Here is a 14,527-nt window from a genome sequence, read left to right on the forward strand (position 1 = left end):
ATCAGAATATTCAGATGAAAGTGGGGATAACCATGCATATTAAACGCTTAGGTTTATATGATTCGCGTGAAGAACATGATGCATGTGGTATTGGATTTTATGCAAATATGAATAATCAACGTTCACATGACATTGTTCTCAAATCGCTAGAAATGTTAAGGCGTTTAGATCACCGTGGGGGTATAGGTGCTGACGGCATAACAGGTGATGGCGCGGGCATTATGACAGAAATTCCGTATGCCTTTTTTAAGCATCATACTTCTTTAAACTTACCTGAAGAAGGTAGTTACGCGGTAGGGCTTTTCTTTTCAAAGGGTGCGATTAAAGATAGCTTGCATGAAGCGGTATTTCGCGAGACGTTTGAAAGCGAAGGGCTACGTGTCATTGGTTATCGCGATGTGCCTTTAAATACGCGTGTATTGGCGCCTCATGTTGTTGAAACGATGCCTTATATCGGGCAAATTTTTATAGATTGTTCAGATGTCATAACGCCTGAACGTAAATTGTATCTCGCGAGAAAGCAACTCGAACGTTATGGCGAGGAACAAGGTCTAAAGTTATATTTCACGAGTTTATCGAGACGTACGATTGTGTACAAAGGTTGGTTGCGCTCAGACCAAATTAAAGGCTTATTTGAGGATTTAAACCATCACGATTTTACATCTAAATTTGGTTCTGTGCATTCGCGTTTTAGTACCAATACGTTTCCAAGTTGGGAACGCGCGCATCCTAACCGCTTGTTAATGCATAATGGTGAAATTAACACGATTAAAGGTAATGTGAATTGGATGCGTGCGCGACAGCGAACGTTACTTAAGACGGTGTTTCAAGAAGATTATCATAAAGTAGATCACATCTTAGATGAAAACGGTAGCGACTCGAGTATTTTAGATAATGCTTTAGAGTTTTTGTCTCTAGAAATGCCCCCTGAAAAGGCCTGTATGTTACTAATCCCTGAACCTTGGTTATATAATCCATCGAATGACCCTAGTGTGAAGGCGTTTTATGAATATTATAGCTATTTTATGGAGCCGTGGGATGGACCGACGATGATTTCATTTTGTAACGGGGATAAAATTGGCGCGCTCACCGATCGTAATGGTTTACGACCGGGTCGCTATACGATAACGAAACAAAATGAAATTGTCTTTTCGTCGGAGGTAGGTGTCATCGATGTTGATGAAGCGGATGTCGCTTATAAAGGACAGCTTAATCCTGGCAAGCTGCTTTTAGTCGATTTTAATCAACACAAGGTCATTGAAAATAACGAATTGAAGTGTCAAATTGCGCAAGAAAAACCTTATGAAACGTGGTTGAACGCGCGTAATCAAGACTTTGATTTAGAAACGATTGCTTATGAAAGTACTTTATCGAACGAGACGGCGACAATGCTACAACGAAAGTTCAAGTACACGAAAGAAGAAATTACAAAATACTTAAAACCTTTAGTAGAAGGTAAGAAAGACCCGATTGGCGCAATGGGGTACGATGCACCGCTTGCCGTATTTAATTCTCGACCGGAAACGCTTTTCAACTATTTTAAACAACATTTTGCGGAAGTAACGAACCCGCCTATTGATGCCTATCGTGAAAAGATTGTCACGAGTGAGCTGACGTATTTAGGTCGCGAAGGTAATGTTTTTGAGCCGGATGAACGCGTGCTAGAACGTATTCAGCTTAAGCATCCGATACTGACTTTGTCTCAATTAGAGGCGATACAAATCGTGAAACCGTCGCTTCAATATGTCTCGATTTGTTATGAAAAGGACCTTGAACATGCGTTAGAACAGTTGTCTCAACGTGTTATTCAAAAGGTTAAACATGGCTGTGACATTATTGTATTAGATGATCGAGACGTTAAATCGGAAGGTTTATATGCGATGCCGGTATTACTAGCAGCGAGTTTCATACATCAAGAATTGATTCGTCATGATTTAAGAATGCATACGAGTATTGTCGTCGTATCAGGTGACGTACGTGAAGTGCATCATATCGCGACCTTAATCGGCTATGGTGTTAACGCGATTGTACCGTATCTTGCACAACATACGGTTTATGAACAAACGCTTCAAGGGCATATAAGCGGCAATGCGATTGAGAATGTAGCGCTATTCAATAAAACGCTTGTTGATGGCGTCATTAAGGTCATGGCTAAAATGGGTATCTCGACGATTCAAAGTTATCACGGGGCACAAATTTTTGAGGCGATTGGTCTTCATGAAGATGTTATCGAGCGCTACTTTACAGGTACCATGTCTAAGATTTCTGGCCTTAAAATACAAGATATTGATGCCGAGAATAAGAGACGTCAAACGCCTGATAGTGCATATTTAGAATCAGGTAGTACATTCCAATGGCGTCAACAAGGTCAACATCATATTTTTAACCCTAAAACAATCTATTTATTGCAACAAGCATGTAAACAAAATGATTACGCGTTATTCAAGGCCTTTTCAAAGGAGGCGCATGATAAAGCATCGGGTACGATACGTAGTCAATTTGAGTTCAAATCGTGTAAACCTGTTCATATAGATGACGTTGAACCTGCGTCTGAAATTGTGAAGCGCTTTAAGACGGGGGCGATGAGTTACGGGTCGATTTCTGAAGAAGCGCATCAAACGCTCGCTGATGCGATGAATGATTTGGGTGGTAAAAGTAACAGTGGTGAAGGCGGGGAAGCATTATCTCGCTTTGAAGTTCAACCGGACGGAACGAATTATAGTAGTGCGATCAAACAGGTTGCGTCGGGTCGGTTCGGCGTGACGAGTCATTATTTGAACCATGCGAAGGAAATTCAAATTAAAGTCGCACAAGGTGCTAAGCCTGGTGAAGGCGGTCAATTGCCTGGAGGTAAGGTGTACCCTTGGGTAGCTGAAGTACGTGGTTCGACGCCAGGTATTGGCTTAATTTCACCACCTCCGCATCACGATATTTACTCTATTGAAGACTTAGCGCAGTTAATTCATGATTTAAAGAATGCGAATCGGGATGCGAAGATTACGGTCAAGCTTGTGTCACGTTCAGGAGTTGGAACGATCGCGGCAGGGGTTGCGAAAGCATATGCGGATAAAATCGTGATAAGTGGTTATGACGGTGGCACGGGTGCATCCCCTAAGACGAGCATTCAACATGCAGGATGTCCTTGGGAGTTAGGGCTTGCTGAAACGCATCAAACACTAAAACTTAACGGGTTACGTTCAAGAGTGACGCTTGAAACGGATGGTAAGTTGTTAACGGGGCGTGATGTACTTTACGCATGTTTATTTGGTGCTGAAGAGTTTGCGTTTGCGACTGCACCGCTTGTTGTACTCGGTTGTATTATGATGCGTGTGTGTCATAACGATACGTGTCCGGTTGGTATCGCGACGCAAAACCAAGATCTTAGAAAGCTTTTCAGAGGTAGGAAGGCGCATGTGAAGCGTTACATGTACTTTGTTGCTGAGGAGTTACGTGAATGGATGGCGGCGTTGGGTGTTAAGAAATTAGATGATTTAGTGGGACGTACCGATTTACTTCAACCTACGCGAGAGAGTTTAACAGGTCGTAAAACGAAACATTTGAATCTACAAGCGATGTTGGTTCAAACAGAAGGTCCAAATACGTGTTCAATCGCGCAGCAACATGGTATTGAGAAGCGGTTCGATATGACGTATCTCTATAAGGACGCCGAGTCTGCCATTGAGTCTCGAACACCATTTAAGAAGCATTATCTATTGAATAATGAGCAGCGTGATGTTGGTGTCTTAACAGGTAGTGAAATCACGAAACGCTATGGCGTGAATGGTTTGCCTGAAGACACGATTATGATGACTTCGACTGGTCACGCGGGTCAAAGTTTGGGCGCTTATATACCGCGTGGTTTGACGCTTCATCATCAAGGTGATGCGAATGATTATGTAGGAAAAGGCCTCTCAGGTGGCAAAATCATTGTTCAAGCACCTAACGATGCGCGCTCGGATAACATCATCGTTGGGAATGTATGCTTATATGGCGCTACTAAGGGTGACGTTTATATTAACGGGCGAGCAGGCGAGCGCTTTTGCATACGAAATAGTGGCGCAAATGTTGTGGTGGAAGGTGTAGGAGACCATGGATTGGAATACATGACAGGTGGTCGTGTAGTGATTCTTGGTGATGTTGGTAAGAACTTTGGTCAAGGTATGAGTGGTGGTGTTTGCTATGTCGTACCTTCAAATAAAGCAGCGTTTATCGAGACGCACCAACTTCCAACGCTTGATTTCGATGACGTCACTGATGAAGCGGAATTACGCATGATTAAAACGATGCTTGAGAAGCATGTTGCATATACTGAAAGTAAACGCGCACAAGCATTGTTAGCGCAGTTTGACGCGTTAGCAGTTCAGCTTGTCAAAGTTATTCCAACTGATTACAAGTTGATGCGTCATAAGATTCATCACTTTGAACAACAAGGTTACCTATTAAATGATGCGACATTTAAAGCGTTTAATGACAACAAGCTTCAAATCAACGCATTTGATCGCACGACGTCAATTTATTAAGGAGGGGTATGAATGGGTGAATTTAAAGGATTTATGAAATATGATAAAGCGTCTTTGCCTGAACTCTCTTTAGTTGAACGGCTTAAGCATCATGGTGCCTTTCAGCAAGCGTTTGATAAGGCTGATGCGAGCATTCAAGCAGCGAGATGTATGGATTGTGGGACACCATTTTGTCAAACAGGCATTGGTGTTGAGAAAGATACGATAGGTTGTCCAATTGGTAACTATATTCCCGAATGGAATGATTTAGTATATCTAGAAGATTATGAAGCGGCGTATTATCGTTTGTCGGAAACGAATAATTTTCCAGATTTTACAGGCCGTGTGTGTCCAGCACCGTGTGAGTCGTCATGTGTGATGGCGATTAATCGTGAGTCGGTCGCGATAAAAGGTATTGAACGTACGATTATTGATGAGGCCTTTGAACAAGGTTGGGTTCAACCGCGACGACCTGAGCGTCGACTCAATGAAAAGATCGCCATTATAGGAAGTGGACCATGCGGCTTAACTGCAGCAGATGAATTGAATGCGCTTGGCTATGATGTCACGGTGATTGAACGTGCGCCATCACCAGGAGGGTTGTTAATGTACGGCATACCTAATATGAAGCTTGATAAGCACGTTGTTGAACGTCGCGTAGAATTGATGGAAGAAGCGGGCGTTACCTTTAAGCTTAATACTGAAGTTGGTAAAGATATCATGAAAGAAACATTACTCGCGACATATGATGCGGTGATTTTGTGTACAGGTGCCGAGAAACCGAGAGATTTACCTTTAGAAGGACGCATGAGTCCAGATATTCATTTCGCTATGGATTATTTAACGGAACAAACACTGCTTGAACGCGGTGAAATAGAACAGGCTACTATTACCGCAAAAGATAAACGCGTGATAGTTATTGGTGCGGGAGATACAGGTGCCGATTGTGTTGCGACAGCTTTAAGAGAAGGTTGTCACTCAGTTGTTCAATTCAATAAGTATGACCGCTTACCTGATGACGTTGATGAAAATGTGTCGTGGCCTAGACCTAAAGAGGTATTCAAAATGGATTATGCGCATCGAGAATATGAAGCGAAATACGGATTAGAACCGCGTGCTTATGGGGTTCAGACGATGCGTTATGATGTGGACCGCATTGGTCGTTTAAAGGGTGTGTACACGCAGCTAGTAAATGATGAACAACATGATTTAGATATGTCGCTTGCACCTGAACGATTCTGGCCAGCAGATCTTGTTTTATTGTCAATTGGGTTTATTGGTACGAATCAACATGTGCCTGAACACTTTCGTGTAAAATTATCTCAAAATAAAATTAAAGCTGATGATAAAAATTATCAAACGAATGTTAAAAATGTATTTGCGGCAGGAGATGCAAGACGCGGCCAAAGCCTTGTCGTATGGGCGATTAAAGAGGGTCGTGGGGTTGCAAAGTCGGTTCATCATTATCTGCAAAGTAAAGTTCTTTCATAAAATGTAAATTTTTTATTGACATTTATAACGGACTATAATAAGATATTTATTGTGTTCGTTTGGAGGAATACCCAAGTCCGGCTGAAGGGATCGGTCTTGAAAACCGACAGGGGCTTAACGGCCCGCGGGGGTTCGAATCCCTCTTCCTCCGCCATTATAAGTATAATCCAAGACTAATTAGATATAGAAGATAAGCACTTACTTAAGTAAGTGCTTATTTTTTTGCGTATTTTAAGTGATATTCATAAACTTTTGTTTAAATTTACAAACTTTAAGAAAAAGGTATATGAGAGCGTTTGATTATGAAAGCCTTTATAATACTTGTCTATACAAGTATACTTTTCGTATTACGTGTTTGTGAAAAGGGAGTGTTTAATTTGGGTGTAAAACGTAAGGATGTTCAAGCTATTATTAAAGGAATAGGCGGCAAGGAAAATTTAGAAACAGCTACGCACTGCGTAACGCGATTACGTTTAGTTTTAAAAGATGATAGCAAAGTAGATAAAGACTTCATTAGTGAGAACCCTTTAGTAAAAGGGCAGTTTAAGGCAGATAATCAGTATCAGATCGTAATTGGCCCTGGTACGGTAGATGAAGTGTACAAGCAATTAATCGATGAAACGGGCTCTAGTGAAGCATCTAAAGACGATGTTAAACAAGCCGCGTCGAAAAAAGGTAATCCAGTTCAACGCATGATCAAATTATTAGGTGATATTTTTATTCCAATTTTACCTGCCATTGTGACAGCTGGTTTACTATTAGGGCTCAATAATTTATTAACAATGAAAGGTTTATTTGGACCAAAACCAATCGTTGAAATGTATCCGCAATTTGGTGATATTGCGAACATTATTAGTGTAATCGCAAGTACAGCATTTATCTTCTTACCAGCGTTAATTGGTTGGAGTGCGATGCGTGTATTTGGCGGTAGTCCGATCTTAGGTCTTGTGATGGGTCTTATATTAATGCATCCACAACTTGTTTCGCAGTATGATTTAAAGCAAGGCGATAAAATTCCAGAATGGGATTTATTTGGCCTTCACATTAAGCAATTAAACTATCAAGGACAAGTTTTACCGATTTTATTAGCAACATATATATTAGCGAAGATTGAAAAAGGGCTTAATAAAGTGGTTCACGATTCCATTAAAATGTTAGTGGTAGGACCGATTGCATTATTGGTTACCGGTTTCTTAGCATTCATCGTTATTGGGCCGGTCGCATTAGTTATCGGTACAGGAATTACAAACTGTGTAACGTTCTTATTTGAGCATGCTGGATGGCTCGGTGGCTTTATTTACGGTTTATTCTACGCACCGCTTGTCATTACAGGTTTACACCATATGTTCCTGGCAGTAGACTTCCAATTAATGGGTGGTCCTTTACAAGGTACGTACTTATGGCCGATTTTAGCAATTTCAAATATTTGCCAAGGTTCAGCTGCACTAGGTGCTTGGTTTGTATATAAAAGAAGAAAAATGGTAAAAGAAGAAGGTTTAGCATTCACATCATTTATTTCAGGCATTCTTGGTGTAACAGAACCTGCAATGTTTGGTGTTAACTTACCGCTTAAATACCCATTTATTGCAGCAATCATTACAGCTTCTTTAATTGGCTCTATGATTGGTGGAGTTGGTGTATTAGGTAACGTTGGTGTAGGCGGTGTGCCAGCTATTTTATCAATTAAACATGAATTCTGGGTTGTATATGGTATCGCAACTTTAATTGCGTTAATTGTACCTTTCTTCCTAACAATTATCTTATCTCGATTTAGTAAACAAAAAGCCAAAGAAATAGTTAAATAAATAGAATCTATTTAATGGAGGTTATCATATGGTGAAACAAGATTGGCGAAAATCCGTGGTGTATCAAATTTATCCAAAGTCGTTTAATGATACGACTGGTAGTGGCGAAGGTGATTTAAAAGGTATTATTGAAAAGTTAGATTACCTTCAATATTTAGGTGTTGATTACCTATGGTTAACTCCAATTTATGAATCTCCTATGAATGATAATGGCTATGATATCAGTGATTATTATGCCATTAATAAGCAATTTGGTTCTGAAGCTGATTTTAAAGTGCTTTTAAAAGAGGCGCACAAGCGTGACTTAAAAATAATGTTAGATATAGTGATTAATCATACGTCGACCGAGCATCCTTGGTTCCAAGAGGCGTCTAAATCTGAGGATAATCCGTACCGTGATTATTACTTTTTCAGGAAGTCTGAAGATGGTCCGCCAACGAACTGGATGTCTAAATTTGGTGGTAATGCTTGGCAGTATGATGCAAAGACGGATAGTTATTATTTACATTTGTTTGATGTGACGCAAGCGGATCTTAACTGGGAAAATACATCACTGCGCCATGAATTGTATGACATGATTAATTATTGGATTGACCAAGGTGTAGACGGGTTTAGATTTGATGTTGTGAACCTGATTTCTAAGAGGGCCTTTCAGGATTCGGAAAAGATTGGTAAGGAATTCTACACGGATGGTCCTAAGGTTCATACGTATTTAAATGAGTTGAATCGTCATACGTTTGGTGGTAAGGATTTAATGACTGTTGGCGAAATGAGTTCGACGACGCTTGATGAATGTATTAAGTATACGAACCCTGAACGCCATGAGTTAAATAGTGTCTTTAACTTTCATCATTTAAAGGTCGATTATGAAAACGGTGAGAAGTGGACGCGTGCTGACTTTGACTTGTTTGAGTTAAAGCGCATCTTGATGGAATGGCAAGAAGGGATTCAAGTAGATAATGGTTGGAATGCGATATTCTGGTGTAATCATGACCAACCGCGAGTGGTGAGTCGCTTTGGCAGTGATGAAGATGAAGCAACGCGTGTGAAAAGCGCTAAAATGTTAGCTATCGCGTTGCATATGCTTCAAGGAACGCCTTACATTTATCAAGGTGAAGAAATTGGTATGACGAACCCGCATTTTACATCTATTGAAGCGTATCGTGATGTTGAGTCGTTGAATGCATATAAGCATTTAAAGGAACAAGGTCGTTCTGAAGCTGAGATTATGGCGATTCTTGACCAAAAGTCTCGTGATAATAGCCGTACACCGATGCAGTGGTCTAACGAACGACATGCTGGGTTTACGGAAGGTTCGCCTTGGATTGATATCGCGGAAAATTACCAAACGATTAACGTTGAAGCGGCTATTAATGATCCGAATTCAGTGCTTCATACGTATCGTGAGTTGATTCGATTACGTCATGAGCATGATATTCTAACGTATGGCAAAGTTATACCACGTTACATGGATGATCCGAATTTATTCATATTTGAACGTGCGTATGAGGGCGAAACATGGCTTATCGTCGCAAACTTTTCAAAAGAAACGGTACAATTACCTCATGAAATAGATATCAGTGGCACGATGATGATCGGTAATGATAAATTAAATGGTGATATAATGAACCCATATGGAGTAATCGTTATTCGTAAAACGTGTAAGATCGAGGTATGATGTATGACTAACAATAAATTTGAATCCATTTATGAAACGCTGCGCCATCAAATACAAAAAGGCGTCTATGCGCGTGGAGACCACTTACCTTCTGAAAATCAGCTCGTTACGATGTACAATGCCTCGCGCGAAACGATTCGTAAAAGTTTGAATTTACTTGTGCGTGAGGGCATGATTCAAAAGATACGAGGTAAAGGTTCGGTTGTCATTTATGGTGGGATGACCGAGTTTCACATTACAAAGTTAAGTAGCTTTAAAGAAGTCCAAAAGGAAATGGACGTGCAATATGAGACTAAAGTAGTTTCGCTAAAATGTATCGAGGCTAGGGAGGTTCCTAAGGTGCAAGCAGCACTTGAACTCTCAGGTTCAGATAAACTTTGGTACTTGTTGCGATATCGTAAGTTTCATGGAGAGGTTAAAATCATGGATGAAGATTATCTTGTTTATGATTTAATGCCTGGATTAACAGAAACGATCGCAGCGCAATCGATATACGGCTACATTGAAGATGATTTAAATCATGAAATTAGCTTTTCGCAAAAGGAAATCACATTTGAAGTATTTGGTGAACAAGAGTATGAAGCGTTTGGTAACGTTACGCCAAATTATAGTGCGACGGTTCGCGGTATTGTTCATTTAAGTGATACGACGAAATTTCAATATAATATTTCTAAGCATTTAGCTACCGAATTTAAGTTTACTGATTTTTCGCGTCGTCGCCGTTAATCAAACGTTCATGATAAATTCGTAAAATTAACATTGCTTTTACACTTGCATAGTCGCATGTGTTTATAGTATGATAAATTTTACCGTGCTAAGTGGGGAGGTAGCGGTTCCCTGTACTCGAAAGCCGCTTAATGCGAGACTTAATTCCTTTGTCGAGGGCATGTATTTGTGAAGACTGCCCAAAGCACGAGGTGTTTGAAGATTTCGGTCCTATGCAATATGAACCCATGAACCATGTCAGGTCCTGACGGAAGCAGCATTAAGTGGACTATCATATGTGCCGTAGGGTGGCCGAAATTTAGCTGTCGACTTTGGTTACGTTCGTGATGCTTGCTCGACACGAAGGTGCACGGTTTTTTTTTAAAAACAAGCTTTTATGATATAAATAAATTAAATACGACGATTTTACATAGAATTGAGAATTATTTCTTGTTGGAAGGAGTCATGGCATAAATTAATGATGGATTAATTATGTCAGGCTCCTTTTTTATAGGACAAAGGGGGAAACGACATGTCTGTTTATTTAAGTACGGTTACTGAGAATGATTATGAAGCTTTGGATCAATTAATTTACACGTCTAGCGAACGCGCAGATCGAAATGGTGATAATGAGGTAAAGCGTATTATTGAGTTACGCCAACTTCCTGAATACCGTTATGAATTAGAACTTGCTGTGAAAACGAAAGATGGCGACATTATTGGTTACGGTATGTTAATCGAAGCTCAAATTGAAGGCGCTTCAAAAACGTACTCTGCACTTGCGATAGGGGCCTTAATCGTAGCTCAAGATTTCCGCGATAAAGGTGTAGGTGCTGCAATCGTAAATGCGTTAGAAGAGCGTGCGAGAGAAGCGATGTATAATACCATTTTATCAGTAGGTTATGCGTCTTATTATGAGACGTTAGGTTATGAATCTGGGATTGCACACGACATTAAGCCACCGAAAGAGGTTGATGCGGCGGCGTTTGGCGTTAAATTCTTATGGGAATCATTATCGACGTATCCTGAAGGCCAAGCTGTATTTCCTGATGTCTTTTTCAAATGATTCTAACATACATGAAGCGCGATAAATGATATAATGATGTCAATGTGAAAAGGAGGTCAAAACGTGAGTTATCAAGCACTATATCGTATGTTCAGACCGCAACAATTTGGCGATGTTGTAGGTCAAGAACATGTCACTAAGACACTTCAAAATGCGATTTCAAAGGGTAAGCAATCGCATGCGTATATCTTTAGCGGACCACGCGGAACAGGTAAGACGAGTATCGCTAAAGTGTTTGCTAAAGCTATCAATTGTTTAAATCAATCTAATGGGGAACCTTGTAACGAATGTGATATTTGTAAAGGCATCACGCAAGGTACAAATAACGACGTTATTGAGATTGACGCGGCGAGTAATAATGGTGTTGATGAGATACGTAATATTCGAGACAAGGTTAAATACGCGCCGAGTGAGTCTAAGTTTAAAGTTTATATTATAGACGAGGTTCATATGTTAACTACTGGAGCGTTCAACGCGCTTTTAAAAACATTAGAAGAACCACCTGAACATGCGATATTTATATTAGCAACTACAGAACCTCACAAAATTCCTCCAACGATTATCTCACGTGCACAACGCTTTGATTTCAAAGCAATTGGTGTTGAGCAAATTATCGAACGTCTACGCTATGTTGCGACTGAGCAAGGCATCGATTATGAAGATGAAGCGTTAGCGTTTATCGCTAAGGTTTCTGAAGGTGGTATGCGTGATGCGTTAAGTATCATGGATCAAGCGATAGCCTTTGGTGATGATCATCTTACTTTAAAAGACGCGCTCGATGTAACAGGCAGCGTTGATGAAGAAGCTTTAAATGGCCTTTTCAAAGAGGTTGTGAGTGGCGATGTGAAATCGAGCTTCAAACGTTATCATGAGTTCGTGTCTGAAGGAAAAGAAGTGAATCGCCTGATTAATGATATGATTTACTTTGTTCGTGACACGATTGTGAGTAAGACGACTGAACAAGAACTTACATATGACGCGTTACAATCATTTGAATTACCGACGTTGTATAAAATGATTGATATTATAAATGATACGCTTGTTTCTATCCGATTTAGTGTAAACCAAAATGTTCATTTAGAAGTGTTGCTTGTGAAGCTATCTGAAATGGTTAAGAATGAGGGTGCCACGTCTAGTGCTAACAATCAGGCTGAAGTGGTTACGCAAGGTTCTAATCCTGAGCTAGAAGCACGTATTGAGCAATTAGAAGGCACTATTAAATCGCTTGAAGAAAATGGCGTAGCACCGAAAGCAAGTGCTAAGAAACCTTCGAAAGGTGCGCCGAGAAGCGGCGTGAAGGCTAAGAATGCCTTTTCAATACAAAATATCGCGAAAGTATTAGATAAAGCGAATAAAGAAGATATCAAGCTGTTGAAAGAAAGATGGCATGATGTCATCGGTCATGCGCAAAGTAAGGATTTGAAATCTCTTGTGAGTTTACTTCAAAACTCTGAGCCTGTAGCAGCAAGTGAAGATCATGTGCTGTTAAAGTTTGAGGAAGAAATCCACTGTGAAATCGTGAATAAGGATGATGATAAACGACATCATATTGAACAAGTCGTTTGTGAAATCGTGGATAAGAAAGTTAAAGTTGTAGGTGTACCGGCAAGTGATTGGATGCAAGTACGCAGTGAGTACTTACAAAACCGTAAACAATCGCAGTCTCAGGAAAAGCCTAAACAGGACGAACAAGAGACGGATATCGTCCAAAAAGCAAAAGACTTATTTGGTAATGATACCGTACATGTCGATGACTAGTCATACATGACAGATAAATAAAAGATATGTATAATTATATTAAAAGTTTTCTTATTATAGACAGTAGATTTAAGGAGGAAATATATTATGCGCGGTGGCGGAAATATGCAACAAATGATGAAACAAATGCAAAAAATGCAAAAGAAAATGGCTGATGAGCAAGAAAAGCTTAAAGATGAAAAAGTTGAAGGTACTGCTGGTGGCGGTATGGTTACTGTAGTAGTATCTGGTCATAAAGAAATTTTAGATGTTCAAATCAAAGAAGAAGTTGTAGATCCAGACGACATCGAAATGTTACAAGACTTAGTTTTAGCTGCAACGAACGAAGCACTTCAAAAAGCAGATGACTTAACTGCAGACCGTCTTGGTAAACATACTAAAGGTATGAACATCCCTGGAATGATGTAGGATGCATTATCCTCAACCTATATCAAAGCTCATTGATAGCTTTATGAAATTGCCAGGCATTGGCCCTAAGACGGCGCAACGTCTGGCATTTCATATATTAGATATGAAAGAAGACGACGTGGTTCAATTTGCGAAAGCATTAGTCGATGTGAAAAGAGAGCTTACTTTCTGTAGTAAGTGTGGGCACATTACAGAGCAAGACCCTTGTTATATTTGTGAAGATAAACAACGTGATCGTTCTGTAATTTGTGTCGTGGAAGACGATAAAGATGTTATTGCAATGGAGAAAATGAAAGAATATCAAGGACTGTACCACGTCTTACATGGTGCGATTTCACCTATGGACGGTATTGGCCCTGAAGATATTAATATTCCTGGTTTAATTGAGCGTTTAAAAGATGACGAAGTTAAAGAGCTTATTCTAGCGATGAATCCTAATCTAGAGGGCGAATCAACTTCGATGTATATTTCTCGACTCGTTAAACCTTTAGGAATTAAAGTTACGCGTCTCGCACAAGGATTGTCAGTAGGTGGCGATTTAGAATATGCGGATGAGGTGACTTTATCAAAAGCCATTGCAGGACGAACTGAAATGTAATATGAAGAAATAGATACCAAAGTCTACTATATATAGTAGACTTTGGTATTTTTTGTGCTGTCGTTAAAGTGAGAGGAGGTCTTTAATTTTAAAAAGTTAGGAGCTGACATGGTAAGGGAGGGCTCTGCAGAAAAATGATTGACCCAAAAGGTTTTCACTTCTTTAGAGGTGCACTCAAAGTGACGGTAATTTAAAGTGGGCTTAATGAATGGCTAAGTTGAATGTTATTTATATGGGGAAGAACGCGAAATTATTTAATTTAGATTAACGTTTGGAAATCGTATAACAACATTATAAGTGTAATTGGTTAGATTAATGATTGAATGTAATCATTTAATTTAAAAAAGATGAAAAAAAGTGGTTTTAGGGGTTGTAACTTCGTTTGAATGCGTGTATAGTATTTACTTGTCGGACGAAACAAACGACAAAATAAAAAAATGACTCAAAATTAATTTTAAAAAGTTGTTGACTTTGTTTCATAACTTATGTATAATTAATTCTTGTCGAGTCAAAAAAAAA

9 protein-coding genes, 1 tRNA gene and 1 other RNA gene are annotated in these 14,527 nt (G+C 39.7%); all 11 read left to right on the forward strand.

Features of this window, described 5'->3' with window-relative positions; translation table 11 throughout:
- The first annotated feature begins 32 nt into the window (after positions 1-32).
- The 11 genes from gltB (at position 33) to recR (ending at position 14,008) form a co-directional block, all read left to right on the forward strand.
- Positions 33-4,520 (forward strand): glutamate synthase large subunit, encoded by a 4,488-nt coding sequence (gene gltB / locus A33S_RS0108595; RefSeq protein ID WP_017176747.1) that lies wholly within the window; start codon positions 33-35, stop codon positions 4,518-4,520.
- Between the two features lie 12 nt (positions 4,521-4,532).
- A complete protein-coding gene (locus tag A33S_RS0108600; protein ID WP_009383378.1) occupies positions 4,533-5,990 on the forward strand; it encodes a glutamate synthase subunit beta in 1,458 nt (485 codons plus the stop codon).
- A 61-nt stretch (positions 5,991-6,051) separates the two neighbouring features.
- A tRNA-Ser gene (locus A33S_RS0108605) sits at positions 6,052-6,144 on the forward strand.
- 223 nt (positions 6,145-6,367) lie between these two features.
- Complete coding sequence (treP, locus tag A33S_RS0108610; RefSeq protein ID WP_009383379.1) at positions 6,368-7,795, forward strand: PTS system trehalose-specific EIIBC component; 1,428 nt, start codon at positions 6,368-6,370, stop codon at positions 7,793-7,795.
- A 28-nt stretch (positions 7,796-7,823) separates the two neighbouring features.
- Entirely contained in the window at positions 7,824-9,473 is a 1,650-nt protein-coding gene (gene treC / locus A33S_RS0108615) for an alpha,alpha-phosphotrehalase (RefSeq protein ID WP_009383380.1), read from the forward strand.
- 3 nt (positions 9,474-9,476) lie between these two features.
- Positions 9,477-10,199, forward strand: coding sequence for a trehalose operon repressor (gene treR / locus A33S_RS0108620; RefSeq protein WP_009383381.1), 723 nt, complete (start codon positions 9,477-9,479; stop codon positions 10,197-10,199).
- An 83-nt stretch (positions 10,200-10,282) separates the two neighbouring features.
- Positions 10,283-10,552, forward strand: an RNA gene (ffs, locus tag A33S_RS12070) — signal recognition particle sRNA large type.
- 158 nt (positions 10,553-10,710) lie between these two features.
- Positions 10,711-11,244, forward strand: coding sequence for a GNAT family N-acetyltransferase (locus tag A33S_RS0108625; RefSeq protein ID WP_009383382.1), 534 nt, complete (start codon positions 10,711-10,713; stop codon positions 11,242-11,244).
- Between the two features lie 87 nt (positions 11,245-11,331).
- Positions 11,332-13,002 (forward strand): DNA polymerase III subunit gamma/tau, encoded by a 1,671-nt coding sequence (dnaX, locus tag A33S_RS0108630; protein ID WP_241864525.1) that lies wholly within the window; start codon positions 11,332-11,334, stop codon positions 13,000-13,002.
- Positions 13,003-13,089: 87 nt separating this feature from the next.
- Positions 13,090-13,410, forward strand: a complete 321-nt coding sequence (locus A33S_RS0108635) for a YbaB/EbfC family nucleoid-associated protein (RefSeq protein ID WP_009383384.1) — start codon at positions 13,090-13,092, stop codon at positions 13,408-13,410.
- Between the two features lies 1 nt (position 13,411).
- On the forward strand, positions 13,412-14,008 hold the full coding sequence (recR, locus tag A33S_RS0108640; protein WP_009383386.1) for a recombination mediator RecR: 597 nt from the start codon (positions 13,412-13,414) through the stop codon (positions 14,006-14,008).
- The last annotated feature ends 519 nt before the right edge of the window (positions 14,009-14,527 follow it).

The sequence above is a fragment of the Staphylococcus massiliensis CCUG 55927 genome (assembly GCF_000298075.1).
GTDB classification, from domain to species: Bacteria; Bacillota; Bacilli; order Staphylococcales; family Staphylococcaceae; genus Staphylococcus; species Staphylococcus massiliensis.

Coding starts and splice junctions, on each gene's coding strand:
- A33S_RS0108600 (WP_009383378.1), top strand. CDS start 4,533: ATGGGTGAATTTAAAGGATTTATGAAATATGATAAAGCGTCTTTGCCT.
- treC (WP_009383380.1), top strand. CDS start 7,824: ATGGTGAAACAAGATTGGCGAAAATCCGTGGTGTATCAAATTTATCCA.
- A33S_RS0108635 (WP_009383384.1), top strand. CDS start 13,090: ATGCGCGGTGGCGGAAATATGCAACAAATGATGAAACAAATGCAAAAA.
- A33S_RS0108625 (WP_009383382.1), top strand. CDS start 10,711: ATGTCTGTTTATTTAAGTACGGTTACTGAGAATGATTATGAAGCTTTG.
- gltB (WP_017176747.1), top strand. CDS start 33: ATGCATATTAAACGCTTAGGTTTATATGATTCGCGTGAAGAACATGAT.
- treR (WP_009383381.1), top strand. CDS start 9,477: ATGACTAACAATAAATTTGAATCCATTTATGAAACGCTGCGCCATCAA.
- recR (WP_009383386.1), top strand. CDS start 13,412: ATGCATTATCCTCAACCTATATCAAAGCTCATTGATAGCTTTATGAAA.
- dnaX (WP_241864525.1), top strand. CDS start 11,332: ATGTTCAGACCGCAACAATTTGGCGATGTTGTAGGTCAAGAACATGTC.